This is a genomic window from Gibbsiella quercinecans, assembly GCF_002291425.1.
In the GTDB taxonomy this organism is placed as follows: Bacteria; Pseudomonadota; Gammaproteobacteria; order Enterobacterales; family Enterobacteriaceae; genus Gibbsiella; species Gibbsiella quercinecans.
The window spans coordinates 1,625,865-1,649,847 of the sequence record NZ_CP014136.1 but is presented as its reverse complement, the minus strand read 5'-3'; the positions used below and the strand labels follow the sequence as shown (position 1 = coordinate 1,649,847).

22 protein-coding genes and 2 pseudogenes are annotated in these 23,983 nt (G+C 51.8%); 9 read left to right on the top strand and 15 right to left on the bottom strand.

Annotated features, from left to right (window positions below; all coding sequences use genetic code 11):
- Positions 1–59: 59 nt before the first annotated feature.
- The 3 genes and pseudogenes from ACN28Q_RS07650 to ACN28Q_RS07640 form a co-directional block, all read right to left on the bottom strand.
- Complete coding sequence (locus ACN28Q_RS07650; RefSeq protein WP_230469455.1) at positions 60–188, bottom strand: hypothetical protein; 129 nt, start codon at positions 186–188, stop codon at positions 60–62.
- Positions 182–379 carry a hypothetical protein gene (locus tag ACN28Q_RS07645; RefSeq protein ID WP_230469454.1) on the bottom strand — a complete coding sequence of 66 codons (198 nt, stop codon included), beginning with the start codon at positions 377–379 and terminating at the stop codon, positions 182–184. Before ACN28Q_RS07645 ends, ACN28Q_RS07650 begins: the two co-directional genes overlap by 7 nt.
- Positions 379–659 (bottom strand): annotated as a pseudogene (locus ACN28Q_RS07640) (transposase); the annotation flags it as partial. The gene ACN28Q_RS07645 and the pseudogene ACN28Q_RS07640, both read right to left, overlap by 1 nt.
- 168 nt (positions 660–827) lie before the next feature.
- Between ACN28Q_RS07640 and ACN28Q_RS07635 the strand changes: the two are divergent.
- The 5 genes and pseudogenes from ACN28Q_RS07635 to ACN28Q_RS07615 all read left to right on the top strand — a co-directional run bounded on the left by ACN28Q_RS07635 (position 828) and on the right by ACN28Q_RS07615 (position 7,516).
- On the top strand, positions 828–2,324 hold the full coding sequence (locus ACN28Q_RS07635) for a DUF3375 domain-containing protein (RefSeq protein ID WP_095845802.1): 1,497 nt from the start codon (positions 828–830) through the stop codon (positions 2,322–2,324).
- A gap of 5 nt (positions 2,325–2,329) precedes the next feature.
- Positions 2,330–3,079 (top strand): DUF4194 domain-containing protein, encoded by a 750-nt coding sequence (locus ACN28Q_RS07630; protein ID WP_095845801.1) that lies wholly within the window; start codon positions 2,330–2,332, stop codon positions 3,077–3,079.
- Positions 3,076–3,279 (top strand): annotated as a pseudogene (locus ACN28Q_RS07625) (ATP-binding protein); the annotation flags it as partial. The gene ACN28Q_RS07630 and the pseudogene ACN28Q_RS07625, both read left to right, overlap by 4 nt.
- Positions 3,280–4,995: 1,716 nt before the next feature.
- Complete coding sequence (locus tag ACN28Q_RS07620; RefSeq protein WP_329957326.1) at positions 4,996–6,363, top strand: SbcC/MukB-like Walker B domain-containing protein; 1,368 nt, start codon at positions 4,996–4,998, stop codon at positions 6,361–6,363.
- Between the two features lies 1 nt (position 6,364).
- Positions 6,365–7,516: a DUF3322 domain-containing protein gene (locus ACN28Q_RS07615; protein ID WP_095845799.1), complete on the top strand. Its 1,152-nt coding sequence runs from the start codon at positions 6,365–6,367 to the stop codon at positions 7,514–7,516.
- Positions 7,517–7,621: 105 nt separating this feature from the next.
- Here ACN28Q_RS07615 and ACN28Q_RS07610 read toward each other — a convergent pair whose 3' ends face one another.
- The 7 genes from ACN28Q_RS07610 to ACN28Q_RS07580 form a co-directional block, all read right to left on the bottom strand.
- Complete coding sequence (locus ACN28Q_RS07610; protein WP_095845798.1) at positions 7,622–8,050, bottom strand: DUF3828 domain-containing protein; 429 nt, start codon at positions 8,048–8,050, stop codon at positions 7,622–7,624.
- Positions 8,051–8,307: 257 nt separating this feature from the next.
- Complete coding sequence (locus ACN28Q_RS07605; protein ID WP_230469462.1) at positions 8,308–9,213, bottom strand: carbohydrate kinase family protein; 906 nt, start codon at positions 9,211–9,213, stop codon at positions 8,308–8,310.
- A 29-nt stretch (positions 9,214–9,242) separates the two neighbouring features.
- Positions 9,243–10,625: a hypothetical protein gene (locus ACN28Q_RS07600; RefSeq protein ID WP_095845796.1), complete on the bottom strand. Its 1,383-nt coding sequence runs from the start codon at positions 10,623–10,625 to the stop codon at positions 9,243–9,245.
- A 76-nt stretch (positions 10,626–10,701) separates the two neighbouring features.
- Complete coding sequence (locus tag ACN28Q_RS07595) at positions 10,702–11,721, bottom strand: ABC transporter permease subunit (protein ID WP_095845795.1); 1,020 nt, start codon at positions 11,719–11,721, stop codon at positions 10,702–10,704.
- Positions 11,711–13,240 (bottom strand): sugar ABC transporter ATP-binding protein, encoded by a 1,530-nt coding sequence (locus ACN28Q_RS07590; RefSeq protein ID WP_095845794.1) that lies wholly within the window; start codon positions 13,238–13,240, stop codon positions 11,711–11,713. The genes ACN28Q_RS07595 and ACN28Q_RS07590 overlap by 11 nt, the downstream gene beginning before the upstream one ends.
- Before the next feature lie 62 nt (positions 13,241–13,302).
- Positions 13,303–14,256: an ABC transporter substrate-binding protein gene (locus ACN28Q_RS07585; protein WP_095845793.1), complete on the bottom strand. Its 954-nt coding sequence runs from the start codon at positions 14,254–14,256 to the stop codon at positions 13,303–13,305.
- A gap of 152 nt (positions 14,257–14,408) precedes the next feature.
- Positions 14,409–15,470: a LacI family DNA-binding transcriptional regulator gene (locus ACN28Q_RS07580; RefSeq protein WP_095845792.1), complete on the bottom strand. Its 1,062-nt coding sequence runs from the start codon at positions 15,468–15,470 to the stop codon at positions 14,409–14,411.
- Positions 15,471–16,072: 602 nt separating this feature from the next.
- Here ACN28Q_RS07580 and ACN28Q_RS07575 point away from each other — a divergent pair.
- Positions 16,073–16,822: a helix-turn-helix transcriptional regulator gene (locus tag ACN28Q_RS07575; protein WP_095845791.1), complete on the top strand. Its 750-nt coding sequence runs from the start codon at positions 16,073–16,075 to the stop codon at positions 16,820–16,822.
- On the opposite strand, the gene ACN28Q_RS07570 is transcribed toward ACN28Q_RS07575, so the two are convergent.
- Together ACN28Q_RS07570 and ACN28Q_RS07565 are read right to left on the bottom strand one after the other, a co-directional pair.
- On the bottom strand, positions 16,794–17,426 hold the full coding sequence (locus ACN28Q_RS07570) for an acyl-homoserine-lactone synthase (protein ID WP_095845790.1): 633 nt from the start codon (positions 17,424–17,426) through the stop codon (positions 16,794–16,796). The genes ACN28Q_RS07575 and ACN28Q_RS07570 overlap by 29 nt on opposite strands.
- A gap of 827 nt (positions 17,427–18,253) precedes the next feature.
- On the bottom strand, positions 18,254–18,697 hold the full coding sequence (locus tag ACN28Q_RS07565; RefSeq protein WP_095845789.1) for a VOC family protein: 444 nt from the start codon (positions 18,695–18,697) through the stop codon (positions 18,254–18,256).
- Positions 18,698–18,930: 233 nt separating this feature from the next.
- Here ACN28Q_RS07565 and ACN28Q_RS07560 point away from each other — a divergent pair, with 233 nt between their 5' ends.
- Positions 18,931–19,326 carry a VOC family protein gene (locus ACN28Q_RS07560; RefSeq protein WP_095845788.1) on the top strand — a complete coding sequence of 132 codons (396 nt, stop codon included), beginning with the start codon at positions 18,931–18,933 and terminating at the stop codon, positions 19,324–19,326.
- 76 nt (positions 19,327–19,402) lie between these two features.
- On the opposite strand, the gene ACN28Q_RS07555 is transcribed toward ACN28Q_RS07560, so the two are convergent.
- A complete protein-coding gene (locus ACN28Q_RS07555) occupies positions 19,403–20,386 on the bottom strand; it encodes a nitrilase family protein (RefSeq protein WP_095845787.1) in 984 nt (327 codons plus the stop codon).
- 93 nt (positions 20,387–20,479) lie between these two features.
- Here ACN28Q_RS07555 and ACN28Q_RS07550 point away from each other — a divergent pair, with 93 nt between their 5' ends.
- The gene (locus ACN28Q_RS07550; RefSeq protein ID WP_095845786.1) at positions 20,480–21,382 is read left to right on the top strand and encodes a LysR family transcriptional regulator; all 903 of its coding nucleotides are present in this window, start codon (positions 20,480–20,482) and stop codon (positions 21,380–21,382) included.
- A 60-nt stretch (positions 21,383–21,442) separates the two neighbouring features.
- On the opposite strand, the gene ACN28Q_RS07545 is transcribed toward ACN28Q_RS07550, so the two are convergent.
- A complete protein-coding gene (locus ACN28Q_RS07545) occupies positions 21,443–22,084 on the bottom strand; it encodes a glutathione S-transferase family protein (RefSeq protein ID WP_095845785.1) in 642 nt (213 codons plus the stop codon).
- A 107-nt stretch (positions 22,085–22,191) separates the two neighbouring features.
- Complete coding sequence (locus ACN28Q_RS07540; RefSeq protein WP_095845784.1) at positions 22,192–23,178, bottom strand: helix-turn-helix domain-containing protein; 987 nt, start codon at positions 23,176–23,178, stop codon at positions 22,192–22,194.
- 126 nt (positions 23,179–23,304) lie between these two features.
- Between ACN28Q_RS07540 and ACN28Q_RS07535 the strand changes: the two genes are divergently transcribed.
- Entirely contained in the window at positions 23,305–23,928 is a 624-nt protein-coding gene (locus ACN28Q_RS07535; protein WP_095845783.1) for a cysteine hydrolase family protein, read from the top strand.
- Positions 23,929–23,983: the final 55 nt, after the last annotated feature.

Below are 23,983 nucleotides of genomic sequence, written 5' to 3'. Positions count from 1 at the left end.
CTTCGGCCACGGCCAGCAAGCAGCGAGAGGGCCGAAGTTCCATATCGCTCCCAAGATTTTCAACTATACCCATGGCGGATAGCGACAAAGCTATCCATAAGCCACACCTTATTGCTCAAGGCGGTATTGAGCATCAGATGAGCGCAATCTTGCCGCAGTGCTTCCTCGCACAGCGCCTTGATTAGCATACTGCCCAGTCCCTGGCGACGGTCACCAGATCGTCAAGGTAGAGGAACCGGCCATACAGCAGGTTTTCCTGGATGCGGTAGCCTGCCAGCCCCATGACCTGCTGGCTCTGCCACCCAGCCAGCAGGCGGCATTCATAAATTGATTTACCTGTTCCTGTTATTGCCACATGTAATGATACTGATGATTTCACGTTATGGTTTCGTGTAACGACAGCCACAGCCGCTCTATCGGATTCAGCCACGGCGAGTATGTCGGCAGGAACAGCAACTGGAACTTCTTATTCGCTGCCAGCCAACGCTTCACTTTGCGGCTTTTATGGATGATGCAGTTATCCAAGACCAGAGTCATGGTTTTGCTCGCCGGGAGGTGCGACGTAATGTTTCTAACAGATTGATAAATAAATTAGAAATTTTGCTGCTGCCGCCGACGTAGTGGACTCGTCCCGTACCCAAATGTAGCGCACTAGCCAGATCAATAGTGCATTGATTCCTGTTTCCTGCTCGGGAATGAATAAAAATAACCGATGGGAATATTGTGATGAAAATCACAAATTAATGGCGGGGGCTGGAGAAAAAATCCGCAATGGCGAATTATCTTGGTCTGTATACCTCAACGGGCATTCTTGAAGGTTCTGTGACATGGAAGAAAACACAAAGCAGCGTACGGAAAGCTACATTTCGGCAAGAAATCAACATCCTGCCTGGATACTTCTTGCTACTCGTCGTGCTCCGCTGGTGTTGAGCTGCCTGAAAACGCTGTTTGAAAAATCACATGACGGTATCCCGCTTGAAGAAGCAATCCAGTCTCTCGCCGGTATTCTTGTCGAGCATGTGAGCCAGGAGCAGTATGAAATTAACCAGGAAAACCCATCACTTCAAGCCAGCCGCGAATTACGAGAATGGATAAAACGCCGCTTAATTGTCGAACGGGATGGGCGTATCTTTGCCACCGACGCACTTGAGGTCGCCATTACCTTTGTTGAGACGCTGGATAATCGTTTCATGACATCTACGGCTTCCCGTTTGTCTATCGTACAACGAGAAATTGAAAACCTAGAAACCAGGCTGAATCCTAATCCGGCAAACCGAATTTCCACCTTGCGGCGTCGTATTGCCGAACTGGAGCGTGAATTACAGGAGGTGGAAGCCGGGCATATTGAGGTGCTGGAAGCGCATCAAGCGGTTGAGCATATTCGTGAGGTTTTCAACCTGGCTTCCAGCCTGAGGGCTGATTTTCGCCGGGTTGAAGACTCATGGCGTGAAGCTGACCGTGCTCTGCGACAATCAATTATCGGTGAGCCACATCACCGTGGCGATATCGTTGAGCGCCTACTGAACGACCAGGATGCGCTGCTTAATACGCCTGAAGGAAGAGTTTTCGACAGTTTTCAACAACAGCTCCGCCAGTCAGCTGAATTGACCGCAATGAGTGAACGACTGCGCGTGATTCTCAGTCACCCCGTCGCTTCCGATGCGCTCAACCGCGTACAGCGGCACGATCTGCGTTGGTTGGTTAAACGTCTTGTGGATGAATCGCAAACCGTCCTCCAGGCACGGGCCCGTAGCGAGCGAGATGTCCGCGGTTTTATGAAAACCGGCCTGGCTGCAGAGCATCACCGTGTTGGCCAACTGCTTAACGAATTTCTGAATTTGGCGTTAAAGCTCGACTGGCAGCGTCAGACCGTACGCAAAAAAGAGGTTCCGCTTCCTGCTGTTGGCGTGGCTGTAACGGGGGTTCCTGCTATTGAGCGTTTACGTTTTAAAGAAGTGGATGATGAAGCGGAACAAACGCTGGATCTCAGTAACCATGCCGCTGATTTAGCGCAGATTGGCGATGATTTTTGGGCAGCTTTCAACGGTCTTGATCGTGAGGCGCTAATTCATCAGACGTTGCAGGTTCTGGCACAGGAAAAACGCCCCGTTGGTCTTGCCGAATTGGCGACACTACTGCCCCCTGTTCACGATCTCGAAACTTTCGCCGTCTGGATTGGCATGGCAAGAGAAGCTGGCATTGATGTCATTGATTCGCAGCGTGAATTTTCTGAACTTAGTGATGACGAAGGCCGCCGCTGGCGATTTAATCTGCCCACTACCGGGCTGGAACGTCAGACTCTAATCGATATTGACTGGGAGTAGTACGTATGGCGGGTTTTTTTGACAAACTGATTAACCGGCACGTCACGGCATATGTAGACAGTGAACCTGAGCAGTTGGGCGAAGAGGCGGCCGATGAGCTGGTTGAAGCGGTTTCTGTTGGCAGTGAAACGCGAACGTTGAAAAAAATACGCGAAGCGGCCCAAGAACTGCTCAAATACGGCCTGCTGGAAGAGGCCAGTAAACCCAATCTGTACCGCGTTGTACTCACCAATCCGGAAGAGGTTACTCGTATTCTGGAACCTCTCGATTTGGATATCGGCATTGATGAGATTCGCGGGCTACTGTATGTCAAAGTCCGGCTTGATGAAACGCCAGAACAGGATGAATGGTCGCATCCGTTGGTGCGGCGGCAGCGGCTTAATCTTGAACAATCATTATTGGTTGCTATTCTGCGCCAGCATTTTGTTGCCTGGGAGCAGGAGAGTGGAACCGGTGCCAACCAGGCGCAGATCGCTATAGACGATCTCCTTCCCCAATTACAAATCTACCTTGGTGATCCAGGAAGTGAATCAAAAGAACGCAACCGGTTGATGGTTCTGATAGATCAACTAAAGGGCCATGGGGTGGTGACATCACCGGATGCTCATGAACGGATCGTTATTCGCCCGATTATTGCCCATCTTGCAGATCCGATAAATCTTCAGGCATTACTGGCATGGTTGCGGGAACAGATAGCCCAACAAACATCCCCAAATGACGCGCCAGAAAAGGATAACAGCGAGGAGGAAGTATGAATCAGGAGGTTCGTCTGGCAGGAAAGGAATCTTTCATTCTTACCCGTATTGAAGTGTTTAACTGGGGGGGCTTTCATGGGCTGCATCAGGCAGCAATCCACCAGGAGGGTACGGCTGTGATTGGCCCCACTGGGAGCGGGAAGACCACGCTGGTCGATGCATTGATGACGTTACTCTGTGCCAGTCCGCGCTACAACTTGGCTTCAACCGGGGGGCATGAAAGCGATCGCGATCTTATCTCTTATGTGCGTGGTGTATCCGGCCCTGGCGATGGAGGGGAAGGGCAATCGCATATCGCCAGGCCGGGTAAAACCGTGACCGGCATCGCTGCAACGCTTGCGCGAGAAGGGCAACAGGTTCGTCTGGGGGCGCTGCTGTGGTTTGATTCAACCAGTTCCAGCGTATCGGATATGAAAAGGCTTTGGCTGTTCAGTGATAATCCCGAGCAGACATTGGAGCACTGGCTGAACGTTTATCATGACGGCGGCACGCGGCAATTGAAGCAAATGGAAAAAGAAGCGACCGGGATTTGGACATGGCCGAATAAAAAACAGTATCTGGCGCGCCTGCGGGATTACTTTGAGGTGGGGGAAAATGCATTTACGTTGTTAAACCGGGCTGCCGGATTAAAACAGCTAAACAGCATTGATGAGATTTTCCGCGAGCTGGTGTTGGATGATCATTCCGCCTTTGATCGTGCAACGGAGGTGGCGAACAGCTTTGATGGCCTGACTGAAATTCACCAGGAGCTGGAAACGGCACGCAAGCAGCAGCACGCTTTGCAGCCTGTCGCCCTGAACTGGGCAAAATACCAGGAGCAGGAGATTCAGCTTGCCGACAAGCAGGCGCTGGAATCGCTGTTGCCCGTTTGGTTTGCGGAACAGGCAAGCCAGCTCTGGCGGGAGAGAGTCAGTCGTCTTGAAGGCGAGCTTGGTGAGGCAGAGGTTGGCGAAGAACGGCTTCAGGCGCAGCTTGAGTTACAGAGAACGGTGGTTACTGATTGCCTGCAGCGCTATCTCCAGGTTGGCGGTGCAAATATTGATGAGCTGAACGAGCGCATCAAAGATTGGCAAGAAAAGTTAACCAAAAGAGAAAATCAGGCACGCCAGTATCAACAACTGACCCATAATCTTGGCTTATCGCACGACCTGAGCCAGCCACAGCTGGAGGCGAATCAGCATGAAGCTGCAACTCGGTGCGAGCAACTTGCGGATGAAATAAAGCTGAAACGGGATGAGGCGTATCAAAAAGGCGCTCTCAGTCTCAATTTTACTGAAAAACTTCGGGAACTGGAGGAAGAAAGCGCAGAGATCGCGCGTCGTCCAGGCTCTAACCTTCCTGCAAATTATCAGACATTCCGTAGCGAGCTGGCAGAAGCGTTAGGTATTGATGAAGCTGAACTCCCTTTCGTTGCTGAACTGATCCAGGTAAAACCCGAAGAGGCGCAGTGGCGCGGTGCGATTGAGCGCGCTATCGGTAGCAATCGGCTGCGTATCCTTGTCTCGCCAGAATCTGCGCCGCAAGCGTTACGCTGGGTAAATCAGCGCAATAACCGTCTGCATGTGCGGCTATTGGAAGTTAAATTACCGCACTCTCCCGCCCGATTTTTCGACGATGGCTTTACCCGCAAACTGTTGTGGAAAGAGCATCCGTGGCGAGAGGCAGTAAAGGCCTTACTGGCAGACAGCGACAGGCATTGTGTTGATAGCCCAGAACAGCTACGCGATACGCCTTATGCCATGACTGTTCAAGGATTGATGTCTGGTAAGCAGCGTTTTTATGATAAACAGGATCAAAAACGTCTTGATGAAGACTGGTTAACCGGGTTCGATAACCGTGATCGCCTGGATTTTCTCGCAAAAGAGATCGCCGCGCTTCAGGAGCAGGTGAAAACCGCAGACCAAGCGCTTGAGTTTGTGAAAGGCGAGGTGGAGCAGCTACAGAGTCAGGCCTCGTTACTCCAACAAATTGTACAACTCAACTTCGATGATATTGATGTTCCTGGTGTCGCGAGCCAACTGGCGCAACTCCAGGAGCGGCTGGAAAACCTGACCCGCCCAGACTCCGACGTCAGCATTGCAAACATGATGCTAGCTGAAGCACGGCATGTTGCTACTGAGCTTGAGAAGCAACTTCAGAAAGCCAGTAAGACTACCGGAGGGTTGGAAAAAAGCCTTGAAGCGGCCTCCGAGTCAGAGCGGCAGGCCAAACAAATTGCTCAACAAGGTATGTTGGGTGAAGAACGGGAGCTGTGCACCTTACATTTTCCCACTGTGACGATGGAGCGGCTGCTGGATATTCGTGACCTGGAACGCCAGCATGGGCGTAGGCTTCATGAGGATATTGAAGGTGTTAAAGCAAAACTGAATGCCCTTAATGGGGAGCTTATACGACGAATGTCGGAAGCCAAACGGGTGGATACCGGCGCGCTTGCTGAAGCAGGGGCTGATCTGGACGATATTCCCGCTTATTTACAGCGTTTGCAGGAACTGACCGAAGAAGCCTTGCCGGAAAAGCTTAACCGCTTCCTTGACTATCTGAATCGTTCATCCGACGACGGCGTAACACAGCTACTCAGTCATATTGAGCATGAGGTGCTTATGATTGAGGAGCGCCTGAGTGAGCTAAACGCAACCATGTTCCGGGTAGATTTTCAGCCAGGCCGCTACCTGCGTCTGGACACAAAAAAGGTGATCCATGAAAGCCTGCGCACGCTTGAAAAAGCACAACGTCAGTTGAACGCGGCACGGTTTGTTGATGATAACGGCGAGAGCCATTATAAGGCCCTGCAGGTGTTGGTGGCGCAGCTCCGCGATGCCTGTGAAAGGAATCGTACATTGGGGGCGAAGGCGTTGCTGGATCCGCGTTTTCGTCTGGAGTTTGCTGTATCGGTGATGGATCGCCTGAGCGGAAATGTGATTGAGTCACGTACTGGCTCGCAGGGCGGTAGCGGCGGAGAAAAAGAGATTATCGCTTCTTACGTGTTGACCGCGTCACTCAGCTATGCGCTTTGCCCTAAGGGGAGTAGCTATCCGCTGTTCGGTACCATTATCCTTGATGAAGCCTTTTCTCGTAGTTCTCACGCCGTGGCGGGAAGGATCATCGCCGCGCTTAAAGAGTTTGGCCTACACGCGGTATTCATCACGCCCAACAAAGAAATGCGCCTGCTACGTGACCATACCCGCTCGGCTGTTGTCGTCCACCGGCGCGGTCAGGATTCGAATATGGCCTCCCTGAGCTGGGAAGAACTTGAGCAACACTACCAGCGGCGGGAGAAAGAATAGGATGTATTCTCCAGACGAACTGCGCAAAAAAATTGCCCGACAATGGGATAATGCAAAACTCCGGACTGAGCGTTTACTTGTGCCTGGTAACTGGCCGCTGTGTCTGTCCATTGGTAAACCTTCAGCTAAGGTATTCGTAGAGCATACTCCGTGTGTTTTGCGCCATGTGCAGTCATGGCGGCAAGTGGAAGTCGGGCGCGTCGAATGGGAGGAGATAAGTTATCGGGCGAGCGACAGGCCGGTATCAATGCCGTTACGCTGGCTCCTGAATGGCCCTTCAGACTGGATCAACGCGGCGGCGGATCCGGTGGTGAATCGGGAGTTCCGCTTGCTGGAGAGCATAATTGAGCATGTCGATCCCATTTTTCATCCGCTGCTGGTCAGCCACCGTTCTCTCTGGCGGCACAGAGATCCGCAGGACATTATTAATGCAGCCAGACTGGCTTGCCAATTAACGCCTGGCTGCTCAAAAGGGCTACCGTTAAGATTACTTTCGGGGCAAGGGGTAGATACTAAATTTATCGAGAACAATATTCCGTTATTAACTCGACTGCTGGACGTGCGTTTTTCTGGTGAAGCCAGTGAACAGGGATTAACGACTTTTCTCAATGCATTTGATGAAGCCAGTCATTGGGTTCTGGTGGTACCACTGTCGCCTGGATTACTTCCCTTCAAAAAATGCCGAGTCACGACGGCGGAACTGGCGGAAACGGCATTGCCTGCTTCGCGTGTGCTGGTGATTGAAAACGAACGGTGTCTTCATCAGCTCCCGCCCTTACCTGATACTATTGCTATTCTCGGCTGTGGTCTTGATGTGCAATGGTTATCCAGCCCTGTTCTGGGGGAGAAATACGTGGCCTATTGGGGGGATATGGACAGTTGGGGATTACTCATGCTGGCCAGGGCCAGGTGCTGTCTTCCGAGTCTTGATGTTCTGCTCATGAATCGGACATTGTTTGATAAATATGCCTGCCATAATGCCGTTACTGAGCCAGTAAAAGCTCAGGAGGCGATCCCAGATGGCTTGCTTAATGAAGAAGCTGATTTTTATCGTTATTTAACCAGCCTACCGTGTGGTCGCCTGGAACAGGAATTTCTGCCCGCGCGGGTTGTTGAAGAGGCGATTGTTGAGTGGGGGAATTTGTCTCGATGATTGCGACAACGGCGTTACGCGGTGGGGAAACCCATGGCATGGATGATGAGGCCCGTGACGAGCCTGTTACCATGGGCAAGCAGACCACCATATGCCATGCTAGCGTTACTTTATCAGTGTTACGGACCTGATTTTCCATTTGTTGTTTTCCTGTACCATGCAGTCTGCAATGACATGATCTTTTTTATCACCGAAAGCAATATATACGTGGGTACATGCAGCATCAAAATCAGATGAAATGACATTTACTTGATTCCAGTCGTCATTATAATCCTGAGCCTTGGTAAACATATCCGAATCTGGCATGTCCTTATCATTACTGTCACCGGAATAAAGATTTTTTAACGACTTTATGGTGTCACTGGTAACATATTTATTTAACGAGGTAAAATCAGTTAAAGGGGATGCATCTTTTTCAAGCTGTCCGATGTACCACTTGTTAAAATTAAGCGCTGCACGTTCTGGCGGGGTCATTTCAGCAGAGGCCAGAACGATTGGAGAAACGAACAAAAGCGAAATAAGTAAATTCTTCATATTAGTCATGCCTGTAAATTATATAAGCTGGATGTAACCGCCTATAGCCAGATCCGGGATACATCGTGCGTTGCACAATAATGTGCAGAAAAAGTGGACAATGCCTCGCCAAGGCTGGCGGTTGATATTGTCTTAATTTAACCATTTATTTTAACTTATCGGCTTGATAACGTGATTCCGCTGTCATGTTTTTAGCATGGCATAACATTCTAAGCTCTGCCGTCAAAGGCTGATTGCTATGGCGTCATGCCGATCGTTTACGAGCGCTTGAACGATTGGAGTTCGTGATCCCATGGCGGGTTAGCGCCGGGTCTGGAGACGGTAATCGCTGCAGCTTGCATACCAAGCCTGACCGCGTCTCGAACCTGCTCGCGGGTTAAAGCAATAAGCTGACTTTTATCGAGGAGCCCCTCCTGATAAAAATGCGCCAGAATACCGGCATTAACCGTGTCGCCGGCTCCGACGGTGTCGGCAACCGGAACACTGATCCCTGATACATGTATTTTGAAATTTGAGGTCCAGGCATCAGCGCCCTGTGCCCCGCGGGTTACGACAACCAATTTGGGGCCGAGAGTCAGCCATCTGGCGATGATGTGATCTTCGTCTCCCTCTTCAGCAAACCAGGCCAGGTCTTCGTCAGAAAGTTTCACAATATCCGCCATCGCGATCATTCGCATCATACGTGAATAGTGTTTTTCTCGATCTTTTATAAATACTTCACGAATATTTGGGTCCAGAAACATAACCCGATTGGCAGCTTCTTTGGCCATCAGCGCTTCATAAATACTTCCACAGGGTTCGGCGATTAGGCTAATACAACCGAACAAAATAGCGGCAACATCATGACTTAATTTCGGCATGTCGCTATCTAATAACATCCGGCCTGCGCTGTTCTCATCGTAAAATGTGTATTGTGCCTGGCCATTAACCAGCCTCACAAATGCCAGCGTTGTCGGTAGCTTTCTTCGTGTGGAACAGGAATAGTCAACGCAAGCGGCATCAAGAGCCTGGCGTAACATATCCCCCATAAAATCGTCAGAAAGGCCGGAAAAGAGACTAACCGGGATTCCCTGACGGCCAAGGGCAATCGCGGTATTAAATCCTGCACCACCCACACAGGGCACAAATGCCAGCGCATTGTCGCTGGTCTGGCGTGGCAGCATATCGATCAAGGCCTCACCGCAACATAGAATCATAGTTGACTACCTCCATCCGGGTGATAGCGGACCAGTACCGACGGGGATTTTTCCATTTGATCGGAAATGTGAACCCAGTTGTCCGCAAATATGCCATAAGCTGTTTTGATATCGACACCAACCGGCAGTTCTGGGCATTCGTTCTCACTATTACTTCCCCAGTTAACCCATCCGGACTGGCGGCGTTGAACGATCTGAAATGCGCCCGAGGGGCTTGAAGTCCACCACACCATAGCCCTGCCGCTGGCGGAATCGTATTCAACCGTTTTGTTGGCTGGCCCGGGGAATATTGTTTCATGGGGAGCCGCAGAAACATCGACCGGGGATTCAGTGATAATCCAGGGGCGGTCATTCAGATCTGCCCTGACATGTGCCTGGGCGCGGACTAATCCAAGCCTCTCGCCTATCTCGGCATCATTCAGAACGTTTTCCCATTTACAGAACATTCGCCAGTAGAGATCCCAGTGCGCAGCGGCCATATCGGATAACTGCTCCCTGAACTCAGCGAATTTCGGGTTCTGGCTCTCGGATGTTGCGACCGTATGGGCAACCATCGCGACCAGTTCTTCGGCATAGGGATCGCCGGCGCGATAACGAGTACCACCGTATGCAGCAAAACGGTCAAAAACGAGTTTCCCGGGGCCACTTTCAAACTCATCACCTACGGTAATTTTGTTGGTCACAGAACGCCCGTTGATGACCGTCGAGAAGTTGTCGATACGGTAACGTCGCTGAAAATACGGTGTATTCCAGCTGAATTTCCAGTCAATCGAGAAATGCTTATTGCACAGTTCCGGTAGCAGGCCATCAGGAATAACCCCGTGCATCCGGTAGTGATGGTATACCGGGCCTTCCTCAATAACCTCGATATCCACGACAGTATGTTCTGGCGGATTAATAAGGCCGTTCTCCGGTGTAAAGAACGGGCCATAAAAACCCCCGATAGCATTATTGCCTGATGGGAGTAGCTCTATATTGTCTTGTATTCGTCTGAAATGGCGAATCCCCCATTTTGAAGAACCTACGCCTTGAGCCGTGCCGCGGCACATTTCCAAATCAAAACACCCCGTATTCAGACGAACAAAACAGTCTGTTTCTCTGCCCGTGAGTTTTTGGATACCTTGTTCTGCCACGGATTCTGACGCATTACAGGGGCTGTCCAGCCTTAAATTTAGCGTACCTTCAAAATTAACCGTTGCGATAAAAGACGTGGAACCTTCAGTCAGCGAATGTTTAAGACGCTGGCAAAGAATGCGCTCTCCCTTTTCAGTAATGGCCCACCATAAATCCCCCTTCAGCATTTCGGGAACCGTAAACGTTACCGGTTCGTAATGCCGATATCCCTTTATTGGATCGCTCAGTGTGATTTGATATGTCATGACCGTACTCCATCAGAATTTCAGAAAGCAGAGGCCCACCGCCCCTGCGGCGGGTAAAACAAAACCGCATTGGATGCTAACGGGGCGGGGCGGTTTCTTTTCTTCGCCAGAAAGTGAACAGCTCCGGATGCTGTTTCAGGCCATCAATCGCCACGGCAAGAATGATGACGATGCCTTTGATCAGAAGCTGAGTGAAAAAAGGAACGCTGAGGAGAATGAGGCCGGTGCTGAGTACCCCCAAAATGATAGACCCTATCAGGGTACCAATTATCCGTCCACGGCCACCGGCGAGACTGGTTCCCCCTAGAACGACCGCGGCAATCGCATCAAGCTCATACCCTGTACCGGCCGTTGGTTGTGCTGAAATAACCCTTGCGGAAAATATAATGCCGGCAAGGCCTGCGCATACGCCGGCAATCATATAGACAGAGGCAATAACGCGTTTTACACGCACCCCTGCCAACCGTGCTGCTTGCGCATTTCCGCCTACGGCATAGATATGGCGCCCAAAGCGGGTGCGTTCAAGCACGAACCAGGCCAGCAGATAAACCATCGCCATGATAATGACAGGAATGGGAATCCCCGTGAGATAGCCGTTACCCAGTTCACGGAAGCTGAGACTGCTTGAGACAATGGGCTGCCCTTCAGTGATTGTGTAAGCCATCCCCCGCAGGAACGTCATGGTGCCAAGCGTGACGATGAAGGGGGCAAGGGCAAGGTAGGCAGACAATACGCCATTTAACAGGCCGCAAAGCGCGCCCACGCCCACGCCGGCCAGAATCGCCAGGGGGGCAGGAATGCCCGCCATGGCCGCCACGACAGACACCACGCCCGACACCGCCACAATTGAACCAACCGACAAATCAATACCGCTGGTTAAAATCACGAATGTCATACCGGCTGCCAGAATGGCGTTAACGGAAATTGATCTGGCGATATTCAGGAGGTTATCTATACGGTTAAAGTTGGGTGCAAACGTAGACATGAGAACCAGAAGCACCAACAGAACGATCAAAATACCCACACGATCCCACCATTTCGCAAAATCAAATGGGGCTTTAACGGGGTGCTCTGTCACAGGTTTATTATTGTTCATGGCATTCTCCTGATTTACTGACAAAAGTTCCTGTTGCATGCAGCATGACTTGCTCCTCCGTTGCCGATGAGGAAGGTAATTCGTGAACGATACGACCAGCGCGCATGACCAAAAGGCGATCGCTTATTCCGATGGCTTCCGGCAGGTCAGAAGAGATCACCAGGATTGCTTTCCCTGCTCGGGCGAGCTTATCTATCAGTTCATATATTTCTCTTTTGGCGCCGATATCCACGCCTCGGGTGGGCTCATCAAGGATAAGCAAGCGTGAGTCACGTAATAACCACCGGGCCAGCGCCGCTTTTTGTTGATTCCCGCCGGATAAAGCGCTGACAGGCAGGTCAACGGCGTTTTTACGCAGACGTAATTTTTGCATTTGTTCAAGAACAGCCGAACGGACTGTTTTACGCCTGACGACACCGGCAGAAACAAAGTTTTCCAGCGAACTGATATCAATGTTGTGCTCTACGGAATGGCCCAGAAACAGCCCTTGGCTTTTCCTGTCTTCGGTAACCATCCCGATGCCGTCTGCTATGGCAGCGGTAGGATCTGAAGGGTGGCTCTCTTTTTCGCCGATGCGCACCGTGCCATGGGTTCTCTGGTCGGCGCCAAATAACAATCTTGCGACTTCGGTACGGCCAGAACCAACCAGGCCGGACATGCTGACAACTTCGCCGGCCCTGACCTGGAAAGATACCGGTCCGGTCGCTTTGCCTGCGAGTTCTTGGACGTCGAGCAACACTTCCCCGGGAGTGCGGGGAGCATGTTGATACAAATCCACAATTTGGCGGCCAACCATCATGCGCACGACATCGGTGGTGGAAATGTCGCCCATCTTTTCTGTGCCGATGTAGGTGCCGTCCCGGAAAACAGTCACGCGATTGGCTAGCTGCCACACTTCTTCCATTCGGTGAGAGATATACACCATGCCAACGCCGTCCCGCCGCATTTGTTCTATCAGCCGGTATAATTCGAGCGTTTCTGCACGCGAGAGCGCTGCCGTCGGCTCATCAAGCACGAGTACTTTTGCGTTTTCACTGACGGCTCGGGCAATTTCCACCATTTGCTGGCGACCGATGCTCAATGAGCCAAGCGGTAACCCTGGATCGATATCGGCATTGATGCGCTCAAGCTTTTTCTTTGCCTCCTGATACATTTTTTTTCTGTCCAGAATGCCGGCGAAAGATGTGGGTTCTTGCCCAAGAAAAAGGTTTTCTGCGACCGTCATATCGGGAACCGTATTGAGCTCCTGATGAATGATCGCAATGCCATATTTGCGGGCATCTCGGGGATCGCGTATCTCAATTTCTTGTCCGTTCTTAAAAATATGCCCGCTATCACGTTGCTCATTCCCGGAAAGGATTTTCATCAGCGTTGATTTACCCGCTCCGTTTTCTCCCATGAGGGCATGTACCTCTCCGGCATACAAATCAAAACGTACGTTGTTGAGAGCCAGCGTCGCGCCGTAGCGTTTTGATATACCGTCCAGCCGGAGTAAAGGGGGTGATGATTTTTCTGCCATTGTTGTTGCCCTCCGGGATGACCCCGAGCTTCATCCCGTTGCTATGTCTTAGCGTTGTGTATTTACCAACCTGGGTAACTACCCACGTTATCGCGAGTGACCAGCACGCTTGGGATGAGAATCGTACGGGAAGGAACAGGCTTATCTGCTGCGATATCCTGAGCGAGTGTGATTGCCCTACGTACCATTTCCCCTGGATTCTGCGTAGCTGTTCCAATGAACGGGGAACCGTTGCGTTTGAGTTCGTCCACCGCTTCCGGGCTGCCGTCGACGCCTGTGACTTTTATGGCGCCTGCCTTACCTGCCTGCTCCACAGCCAGGACTGCGCCCAGAGCTGATGGATCATTCATGCCGAAAATGCCTGATACATCCGGCTGGGCTGTCAGCATATCTGTGGTTACCATCAGGCCGGAGGCGCGGTCATTGCGTGATGCTTGCTGGCCGACAATCTGGATATCCGGATATTTGCTGGCGACGTTCTTACAACCTTTAATTCGATCGATGATGGTCTGGATAGGGGTTCCGTCAACCAGCAATACCTTTCCTTTTCCGCCCATCTGGCTAAACAAATATTCGCAGGATGTTTCACCAGCCTGAATGGCGTTTGTCATGATTGCAGCATCTGCGCCTTTAGCGGGCGTATCGACAGCAATGACAATAATGCCGGAGGTTTTCGCCCTTTGAATTGCAGGTTCAATCCCGGATTCATCAACAGCTGAAATGATGATGAGATCCATTTTTTGCTGAATGAAGGCATCGATCTGTGTGTTCTGGTTCGCCAGATCAACCTGGGCATCCTGAATATTAATGGTGGCCCCGATTTCAGCGGCAGCTTGCTTGGCATTCCTTTCCATTGCTGAAAAGAACGGGTTGGACATGTCCTGAACCATAAGCCCAATACGTGAGATTTTTTTGCCATTGTGTTCTACCGCACTGGCGGTGGGGGTGAACCCGATCATGGTGGTCATAACTGCTGTAACCGCGACAGCCAGCCATGTTTTATGAAGTTTGGTCATGTTATTCCCCTTTACTTACTTGTTATATGAAGGTACAGATAGGTATGGGTGTGCCTCAGATATAATTCCCTGATGTTTTTTTCAGTATTTCAGGTTGAAAATTCAACCTGATTTAAATGTTATAAATATAAAAATAGATGGAATTAAATTGATTATTCAGTTATTTCTCCTGATTTTTCGCCGGAATTGCAGCACCCACATGATTGACGAATGACAAGTTCAGCCGGAACTCTACGTTGCGTATCTACCGCAGTGAGCCCTTCCGCATTTTCCTCTCTTTTAATCAACCTGATGAGCATGTTAGATGCTTGTCTGCCAATCTCTTCACTGTTCTCATTCAGTACTGTCAGTGGTGGGTTTAATAACGGCGCCCAGTCAAATTCGTCATAACTTACTAATGCAATATCTGTGGGGATGGTAATCCCTCGTTGTTGTAACTGCTTAAGTGAACCCAATAATATCGGGTTGTTACCGGCGATTAATACATCAGGGAGTTTTTCTCGCTGATCTAAATACTGGCCAAGTTTGTCAGAGGCAGATACCGCATCGTTGTCTGTTTCAAGTACCTGTAATTTCGCACCACAACGATGTGCTGCGTCACTGATCCCCCTCTCGCGTTCAAAGCGTGTTGTCCAGCGATCCGGATAAATTAAAAGCAGCCAGTCTTTATATCCATGTTGTGCCAGGTGGTTGCCTACCAGCAGACTGGCATTGTAGTTATCTGTTGTTACGCTTGGGAAGTCATGCTCACCCTGGGGCGGGGAGTCGACAAACACGACAGGGATCTCCCACTTTGCCAGGAGATCAAGACTTTCCGATTGTAGCGTTACGGTAGAAATGATGCCGGCCATACGGGATTCGATAAGGCGGTTTATCATCCGCGCTTCCTGGGCCCGATCATACGTTCCATTAACGGCAATATCACCCAGAACGACAGTCCATTGCGAGGGTTGCAGAATCTGCTGAATACCTGACATCAGGTTAAGGTAATAAGAGTTTGACGCGTGTGCAGTAATGACCGCCACAGAGTCTCTGCTGGAACGACGCAGTGCCTGGGCGGCGCGATTGGGGACATAGCCCAGTTCCCGAGCCACTTTTAATATAAGTTCTCGGCTCTCTTCTGAAACGCCATCTCCGCCATTCAGTGCGCGCGAGACAGTGAACATAGAAAAACCCGTGGCTTCACTGACGTTCCGCATCGTTGCTTTTCGCATTTTCCATACTCTGCATTTATGGGTGTTGAGTGGCTACATAAACGATTATTTCTCTAACCTAAACGTTTATGAGTTAGAACATAAACGTTTAGGTTTGTTTGATCAGTGAGCAGGTTCTCGTTTTTCACACGACCAGAGTGATGAAAATTTCATCACTAGAGGCAATCCCGTCATACTGCGGACTGTCAGGCGCGTAGAGGGGGGAAGCGTTGAATTTGCCAGCGGCGCATTTTCCTGTTTTCAGGCAAGCGATGAGTATCATAAACAGGCGGCAGGGGATAGGATAACCTGTGTCAGGTCCCAATAGCGTCAGGTGAGCCGCAGCAGGAAAGCGGGGTTTGATAGTATTGTTAAGACAGGCTAAAGTAAGAAGCCCGGCCAGCAGTGACTTTTTGTATGCCCTGTCTGGCCGGAAAATTTTCCCTGGTGTTGGCTGAATTAGCGGCCTGGCCTGATTGGTCAGTTTTTTTGGCCATCAACACAACTGAGTTTATTATAGGGTGTAGAACTGCTCGCGTAACTTGTACTTAAGTTCTATCAATACCTGTACTTAAGTGCATACATGCACGCTAAACGGGAAAAACGACCGTCAGGGAGCCTTTATGTTTTCGGTTTTCAGTAAAAATCATGCAATTATGGAGACGCTTCGGGACTATATCGATAGGAAACTGTCCCCGCTGGGCAACCCTGAATACGCCTACACCGTAGTTAACAAGAAAAAACCGTCAGATGTCCTGATTATTTCCAGCTATCCTGATGAGTGGTTTAATCTCTATCGCGCTAACAATTTTCAGCTTACAGACCCGGTGATACTGACCGCTTTCAAGCGTGTATCCCCCTTTGTCTGGGATGAAAACATCACCCTAATGTCAGACCTGAAGTTCACAAAAATATTCTCCCTTTCCAAAAAGTACAATGTTGTTAATGGGTATACGTTTGTACTGCACGATCAGATGAATAATCTGGCCCTGTTGTCTATCCTCATCGGCAGCAAAGGGGACAACAATCTGGAGGCGCGCCTGTCTTCTGAACGGGGGGCTATGCAGATGTTATTAATTGATATTAATGAACAAATGTATCGCCTTGCCGATTCTGTCTCACCTGGCAGGCAGCAGGATAAGTCGGTTGAAGGCAAACCCATTTTTACCCCACGGGAGAGTGACGTACTGTACTGGGCCAGCATGGGGAAAACCTATAGCGAAGTGGCCGCTATCCTCGGCATTTCCGTCAGTACGGTGAAGCACCACATGGGGAATGTCGTCATTAAACTGGGCGTCAGCAACGCCCGCCAGGCCATCCGGCTGGGCGTTGAATTGGAACTGATTACTTCGGCAGCGACAGCGGCCAAGTAACGGCGGATGGGGCAGGGCAGCCCAGCGCGGTGATGATCCCTGCGGCCATGTGATCCTGATCTTGCTGTTCTGTGGGAACAAACACCAAATAGATGCGTTCTTGCTCGCTGAGAAAACCCTCTTTCAGTAGCCTGAAGCGCCATCCGGAACGCTTCAGGATGGTTAGCATCGCCCGGCTCACAATGGTGTAAATGCCGCTATGCGCGTTATGGCGTGCCCAATTGATCATGGCAAGAAATAACGCCCGGCTGATGGGGTAACGCTCACCGAGAAGTTGCCGGGTGCGTTCTTTATCGACAAAAAAGCGGCTTGATTCGATACCCGTATCGGGAAGGCATACCGAGCCAAAGCACGAGTTGAACGTATGGGTTATCATATTGGGCTGCTCAAGGCCGATAAAGCGCACGCTGCAAACTAACTGCCCCTCACATAGCCCGAGAATGTAACGTGTCGCGGGGTTATCGAATTCATCAAACTCCATATCGCGGTTGCATACCACATCCCATCCCAGGCGGTCACTGAAAGTTTTTTTTCTCAGTCGGTAAAGCTCATTTGATCGTGTAATTTTTAGCTCTTCATAGCTGACGTCAAACAGTTCAAGCATTCCATCACCCTGTTTTAATTAGCGGAAACCTGATGTAATTTTTCCATGCCGCGTGTCAGTATTCTAGGATTACCTTTGGAAAAATAAACTATTGTGCGATGGGAAAATACGTATGTTTTTTAACTTATTGATATTATTACATCATAATACTATTTGAATGTAGAGGAAGCTGCTGTTTAAGTTCTTCTGCGCCAGTGGCCGGCTCGGGGAGGTTAAATCCGCAGGGGTAACAACAGTCGGTAAAATGCATGAAAAAAACAGATGGATTTAAAAAATTGAAAAGAAAAGGGCTGTATTTACGTGATTTTTAATCATTAAATCGGCTAATCAGCCCATTAGCAGCCAATTATACAATATATCTGCGATAAACCCGGCGAATGAGGCGACAGCAACGAAAAACAGCCAAAATCTGGAAAAGGCTCTGATCGCGTCTTTACCCGCTGAATAGGTTGTCAGTGCATCGATAAGCAAAACCAGCGAGCTCTTGGCAAACATGCAAACTGTGAATAACACTCGTCGTTCATCCCTATTATCGTATGGCCAGCGGAAACCCCACTTGGCCTTACTGGTGATACTGCCTCAGTAAGCCTTTTTTAACGTTGTTATGCGTACAGCAAATACGCCAGGCTATATGGAAAGCATAATTCGCCGGATTTTCGCAAAAAATTCACTAAAAATGAAGACAAATCATTGCCGGTGGCTTCACTCCGTTTGCTATGCCCTATTTACAAATACAAGGCCTGCCACTTCAGCCAAAATATTAATTATATAATTGGAAATAATTCCAATATGGATGGAATAGGGCAGGCGGTTTTTTCTGCTTTTCATTACGCTTTGTTGCGCAACCAGGGCGTTTCACTCACGGCGACTAACAACCCTTCTGGGCTAAGGAAACGCGTTACCTTTTGCCCCCAAGGTTCTTCGCGGTTTGCGATCAGCAAATGATAGCCCGTCGCGATTAATTTTTCGGTCGCTACCGCAATATCGGCAACGTCGAATTCCAGCCATGCTTGCGGCACGGGCAGATCAGCAGGCCAGTCATCACGGCCAAAGCAGGATTGCGCCGCCTGGTTCAATGGCCAGAGCGCGAAATGCTTTATGCCCTCTAACGCCCCTTCCTCAACCAACAGGTAATCCGGGTTTTCGGCTAACGGCTTGAGCGGTAGCCCCAGCAGGTTGAGGTACAGGGCTTGGCTGCTTTTGCTGTCCGTTGTGATTGGCCCAAAGCCAGCTACAAATAAAACGCCGATATCAGGTAATTGGGGTTCCATCGGTATTGCTCCTTATTTATGGGGAATAGTGTGCAGAATAATACGCCTGGATTTGTGTCTCTGGCAAAACGGTTAAATTTCATAGCAATCCGGTTTTGCAAAAAGAATGCTGGCCCAATATAAGTGGCCGGGCAAGCCGTGCCGCCCCCATCATCCTGCATAGCGATTATTCGAATCGGTGTTATGTTTAACTGGCTATGCAGGCAAGGTTTCTGGAAAACAAGGGGGAATGATTGAGAACGCAAAAAAGGTGCATGGGCTACGTGGCTATCGTTGTCGATGATTACGATCGGGCAATTGATTACTACACCAATAAACTGGGGTTCACGTTGGTGGAAGATACGCCACAGCCGGGGAAACGTTGGGTGGTGGTAACGCCGAACCCGGAAAGCGACTGTAATCTTCTGCTTGCCAGGGCATCTAACCCACGGCAAGAGGCTTTTATTGGCAACCAGTGCGGCGGTCGGGTGTTTCTATTTCTGCAAACGGATGATTTCTGGCGTGATTACCACGCCATGAAAGCGAACGGCGTACATTTTTGCGAAGAGCCCCGTCAGGAAGAATATGGCATGGTCGTGGTATTTGAAGATATCTATGGCAACCGCTGGGATTTATACCAGAATGCCTAAACCTGTTATTAAATAAGCCACGAATGCAGAGATAGCCGCCGGGGCAGTGTGCTGCCTCGGCGGCGTAGCCTGCAGGTTATTTTTTACTGATAGCAGTAGGCTCATCAGAGAAGCGGGCATCGTGCGCATCACGCTCATAGCCCTGCTTTTGCGTCAGTAGCCCATAAAGCTCCGGCCGGCGGCCATATATCCAACGGCGGCCGGTGCTTAGGGGGATTAGCGAGAGATCGATGCTGCATGTCACCATATCATCCGTAATCGCCTCGCTTTCGGCCACGATACGGCCATAAGGATCGATGATCATCGCATTGCCGGTGCGTATTTCATCATCATCCAGGCCCACGCCGTTGCTGAATAAGATAAACATCCCGTTGTCATGGGCGCGTGAGGGCAGCCAGCGCATCAGCCACCCTCGGCCATTTTCCCCGGCAAACGCCGCGCGCAGGCTTTGCGGATCGCGATGGCGGTTTTCCCACAGGGCTTTTGGGATCGGCTTCATACCGTACGGGCTACGGGAATGAGTGCCGCCGGTTTGGTGCGGCGCAATCAGGATCTCTGTGCCCAGCAGCGCCATTGCCCGTGCGTTCTCAACCAGGTTGTTATCCCAGCAAATCAATATGCCAATGCGTGCTCCCCAGGGCGAATCAAAAACGGTGAACCGCTCGCCTTTTGAAAATTCGGGGTGTTCAAACGCATGGATTTTGCGGTGGACGTGCTTTGTGCCGTCGGGCATACAGACCACGTAGGCGTTATATAAACGGCCATCTTCCGCTTCTTCCATCAGGCCAACGCCGATGGCCATATCGTAAGCTTGCGCCAGGTGCGCAACCTGGCCGATCGCCGCGCTTGTGGCCACCGGCTCGGCAAGGGCCCGGACGGCGTGCGCAGGTAATTTGGGCACATGCCAGTAGCCTGTCAGGCACATCTCGGGGAACGCCAGTATTTTTACCTGCTCTTTGGCGGCCTGGTGAATGAAATTTTCCATGGTGGCGAGGTTATACGCTTTATCGCCGGCCTTGTGCTGGAACTGCACGGTGGCCACACGCAGATCTGTCTTCATTATCTTTCTCCTGAGCCAAGTTCAGTCAGGATTTCATCAGATTGATCGATTAAGATATAATCAAATAATTTCCATCATAGATAACAAAACGGAATGGATATCAAGTTACTGAAGGCGATGGCGGCGTTGGCCGATCAGGGGAGCTATCGGCTTGCCGCCGAGGTGCTGTGCATTAGCCAGCCGGCATTGACCAAGCAAATCCAACTGCTTGAGCTACAGTTTGGGTTCCCGGTGTTTATTCGCGGGCGCCATGGCGCGACGCTGACGACGGGGGGCCAGCGCCTCTATGCCAGGGCAAAAAGCCTGCTGGGCGAGTACGATGCGTTGCTTCTTCATGCCGGCTATATTGCGGCAGGCAGCGCGGGGGAATTGGCGCTAGGGTTTGGGCTGTCTTTTTTTGGGCTGGCGCCGCAAGTGATTATGGCGTTTCGTGAGCGCTTTCCTGGCGTAAGTATCCGGCTGGATGATATACCCTCTGACGTGCAGTGCGCAGACATCCGCGCCGGCAGGCTCCATGCCGGTTTTGTCCGTTTGCCGGTGGTGGCGCCGCTGGATGCGGTAGCGCTATTAACCGAGAAACTTCTCCTGGCCGTGCCGGCCATGCCTGCGCTGGCGATCCCCGATAACCAACCTGAATTGGCCATGGCGAAGCACCCTTTGCTCCAGTTGGCGCCACACCGCGGGCGCGGGCTTGCCACGCAGATTAACCGCTTTCTGGCATCACGGGCTATCGCGCCGGCAGTGGGGCAATACGCCTCTGATATCCATACGCTGCTGGCATTGGTTGCCGCCGGTAATGGCTGTGCGCTGATCCCGCAAGGGGCGCTTTCTATCACGCCGCCGGGCATCAGGTTTGTGCACCTTAGCGGCCCCCACACATCCTGGCAGGCCGGCCTGGCCTGGAATAGCGAAATCCGCGATCCGTTAAGGGATAATTTTATTAAAACCGCGCGACAGATCGCCGGGGAACTGACGCCTGGCCGCCAGGATCAGTGAGCTGGGGGCGGCCCCGGTATTTCAAACCCGCAGTGCGGCAGATAGCGCAACGCCAGGCAATCACGTGACTTTTAATTCGTCATAGGAAACCATTACGTGCTCGGCAAATGCCGGCCGCTGCGTCAGCCTTTCATAATAAGCGCGAATAGCGGGGAAGGCGGGCCGGGCAATATCGATATCAAAATAGCGGTAAAGAATATGCCCGAACTGTATGTCTGCCAGCGTGAGCTGCTCGCCGGCCAAAAATGCCTGTTGCGCCAACAGGGATTCGGCGATATCCATTTTGGCGTGCAGAGTCGCAAGGGCCGCCTGGATGGCGGCGGCATCGCGATCCCGGCTGGCGGTTCTGGCAACGCGCCAGAACACGGGCGCGGTAAAGTTAAGGGCGATGTTCAGTTTGGCCCATTCGGCCCATTTATCCACCCTGGCACGTTCCTGCGGCTGTGCCGGCCAGAAGGCGCCGGTGGCATAACGGGTGGCGAGGTAACGCAGAATCGCCCCGGTTTCCCAAAGGGCTTCATCCTCTCCGTCTTTAAGTACCGGCACCGTGCCGTTAGGGTTCATGGCAAGAAAGGCCGGCGTATCGTTGCCGCCGTATTTATGCCCGATGTCCAGGCGTTTATACGGCAAACCTAATTCACCGACGCACCACATTAACGCCTGCACGTTCGAAGAGGTTTTTCTTCCCCATATTGTCAACACGCATACCTCCTTTGGCAATGAATCAACAATGGCTCGCGACAGCTTGCCTGGGGCTGCACGCGGTTCTGGCCCCATGAGTATTACCCTGCAAGGTTTGGGCTGCCAGGTCAATCGTCTTTTTCCGTCAGCGTTGCCAACGGCCGCTCCTGGAATGCGCGGCGGTAGGCGGAAGGGGTGACTTTTAATCGGTGTGCAAAGTGCTGGCGCATGACGGCGCCGGAGCCAAAACCGCACTCTGCGGAAATCGCCTCAACCGGAGCCGTAGACGTTTCCAGGCGCCGTTGCGCCAGAGCGATGCGTTCCTGCAGCAGCCATTCGCCGAGCGTCATTCCGGTCAACCGTTTGAATCTGCGGGTGAAGGTTCGCCGGCTCAGGGCAAGACGGTCGGCCACGGCGTCAATCGGGTGCGGCTGCTGAAGATTGGCCCGCAGCCAATCCAGCAGTTCGGCCATGCGCTTATCGGTCAGTTGCTTTGGCACCGGTTGTTCAATGAACTGGGCCTGTAGCCCCTCGCGGTGCGGCGGCACCACCAGGCGCCGCGCTACCTGATTGGCCACCTCATGGCCATAGTGCTGGCGCACGATATGCAGGCAACAGTCGATACCGGCGGCCACGCCGGCTGATGTCATCACGTTACCGTCTTCCACATACAGCACGCTGGCATCAAGCGCGGTATCCGGGTAGCGGCGGGTGAAATCTTCGGCCCATGCCCAGTGGGTGGTGGCTTTACGCCCGGCGAGCAGGCCGGCGGCCGCCAATACGTAGGCGCCCAGGCACAGCCCGACAATGCGTGCGCCGCGCATATGCGCCTGGCGCAGCGCATCCAGCAAAGCCTCCGGCGGGGTTTCGTTAACGTCGCGCCAACTGGGGACGACCACCATATCCGTCGACGCCAGCGCGGCTAACCCTTCGGAGCAGCTCACTGTGAAACCCGCCGTGGTTTGCAACGGGCCAGTTTCCGCTGCGCAGACATGCAGCCTGAACCAGGGGCGGTTGCCGTTCCGCCGTTCATCGCCAAACACCAGGCAAGGCACAGAGAGATGAAACGGGCTGATATGGTCGAAGGCGACGACGGCAACGATGGGTGAAGTCATTTTCCGGCTCCCGGACGCGGCGGTAGTTTTGGCCCGATTATAACGAATATTGTCACTTGGGCCAATGGCGGCTCTCGCTGGCGTGGCGCACACTAGCCATTCTTTTGCTGATATACGGAGTTCATCATGGCCGCTTGCAAACGCGCGTTAATCGTCATTGACGTACAAAATGAATACTTCACGGGCGATCTGCCCATCGAATACCCCGATCGGCAGGTTTCACTCGCCAACATCGGCAGAGCACTGGATGCCGCCGAAGCGAATGGCATCCCGGTGGTGATTGTGCAGAACTTTGCGCCGGCAGATTCACCGCTGTTCGCTCGCGGATCGCACGGTGCGCAACTTCATCCACAGATAGCAAACCGCCCGCGTGCCCTGGCGATTGAGAAATCCATGCCCAGCGCGTTCTCGGGCACCGGATTGGGGGAGTGGGTGGCCGCCAATGGCATTGATACGCTCACGGTGGTTGGTTATATGACGCAAAACTGCGACGACTCCACCATCAAACACGCGTTGCATGCCGGGCTGGCGGTTGAGTTTCTAAGCGATGCAACGGGAGCGGTGTCTTACGCAAACCGCGCGGGCAGCGCCAGCGCTGAAGAGATTCATCGGGTATTTTCCGTTGTGCTGCAGGCGCGCTTTGCGGCGGTGCTGACCACGGATGAATGGTTGGTCGTGCTGCAAAACGGCAGCCAGCCGGTGCGCGAAACTATCTATAGTTCGAATCAAAACGCGCGCCGTACGGCCTAATTAATTCCGTGTGTCATTAAAAAACGGATATTCGGGATGCCCGGGGCAGCCCGAA

Coding starts and splice junctions, on each gene's coding strand:
- ACN28Q_RS07650 (WP_230469455.1), bottom strand. CDS start 188: ATGCTAATCAAGGCGCTGTGCGAGGAAGCACTGCGGCAAGATTGCGCT.
- ACN28Q_RS07635 (WP_095845802.1), top strand. CDS start 828: ATGGAAGAAAACACAAAGCAGCGTACGGAAAGCTACATTTCGGCAAGA.
- ACN28Q_RS07630 (WP_095845801.1), top strand. CDS start 2,330: ATGGCGGGTTTTTTTGACAAACTGATTAACCGGCACGTCACGGCATAT.
- ACN28Q_RS07615 (WP_095845799.1), top strand. CDS start 6,365: ATGTATTCTCCAGACGAACTGCGCAAAAAAATTGCCCGACAATGGGAT.
- ACN28Q_RS07610 (WP_095845798.1), bottom strand. CDS start 8,050: ATGAAGAATTTACTTATTTCGCTTTTGTTCGTTTCTCCAATCGTTCTG.
- ACN28Q_RS07605 (WP_230469462.1), bottom strand. CDS start 9,213: ATGCTGCCACGCCAGACCAGCGACAATGCGCTGGCATTTGTGCCCTGT.
- ACN28Q_RS07600 (WP_095845796.1), bottom strand. CDS start 10,625: ATGACATATCAAATCACACTGAGCGATCCAATAAAGGGATATCGGCAT.
- ACN28Q_RS07595 (WP_095845795.1), bottom strand. CDS start 11,721: ATGAACAATAATAAACCTGTGACAGAGCACCCCGTTAAAGCCCCATTT.
- ACN28Q_RS07590 (WP_095845794.1), bottom strand. CDS start 13,240: ATGGCAGAAAAATCATCACCCCCTTTACTCCGGCTGGACGGTATATCA.
- ACN28Q_RS07585 (WP_095845793.1), bottom strand. CDS start 14,256: ATGACCAAACTTCATAAAACATGGCTGGCTGTCGCGGTTACAGCAGTT.
- ACN28Q_RS07580 (WP_095845792.1), bottom strand. CDS start 15,470: ATGCGAAAAGCAACGATGCGGAACGTCAGTGAAGCCACGGGTTTTTCT.
- ACN28Q_RS07575 (WP_095845791.1), top strand. CDS start 16,073: ATGTTTTCGGTTTTCAGTAAAAATCATGCAATTATGGAGACGCTTCGG.
- ACN28Q_RS07570 (WP_095845790.1), bottom strand. CDS start 17,426: ATGCTTGAACTGTTTGACGTCAGCTATGAAGAGCTAAAAATTACACGA.
- ACN28Q_RS07565 (WP_095845789.1), bottom strand. CDS start 18,697: ATGGAACCCCAATTACCTGATATCGGCGTTTTATTTGTAGCTGGCTTT.
- ACN28Q_RS07555 (WP_095845787.1), bottom strand. CDS start 20,386: ATGAAGACAGATCTGCGTGTGGCCACCGTGCAGTTCCAGCACAAGGCC.
- ACN28Q_RS07550 (WP_095845786.1), top strand. CDS start 20,480: ATGGATATCAAGTTACTGAAGGCGATGGCGGCGTTGGCCGATCAGGGG.
- ACN28Q_RS07540 (WP_095845784.1), bottom strand. CDS start 23,178: ATGACTTCACCCATCGTTGCCGTCGTCGCCTTCGACCATATCAGCCCG.
- ACN28Q_RS07535 (WP_095845783.1), top strand. CDS start 23,305: ATGGCCGCTTGCAAACGCGCGTTAATCGTCATTGACGTACAAAATGAA.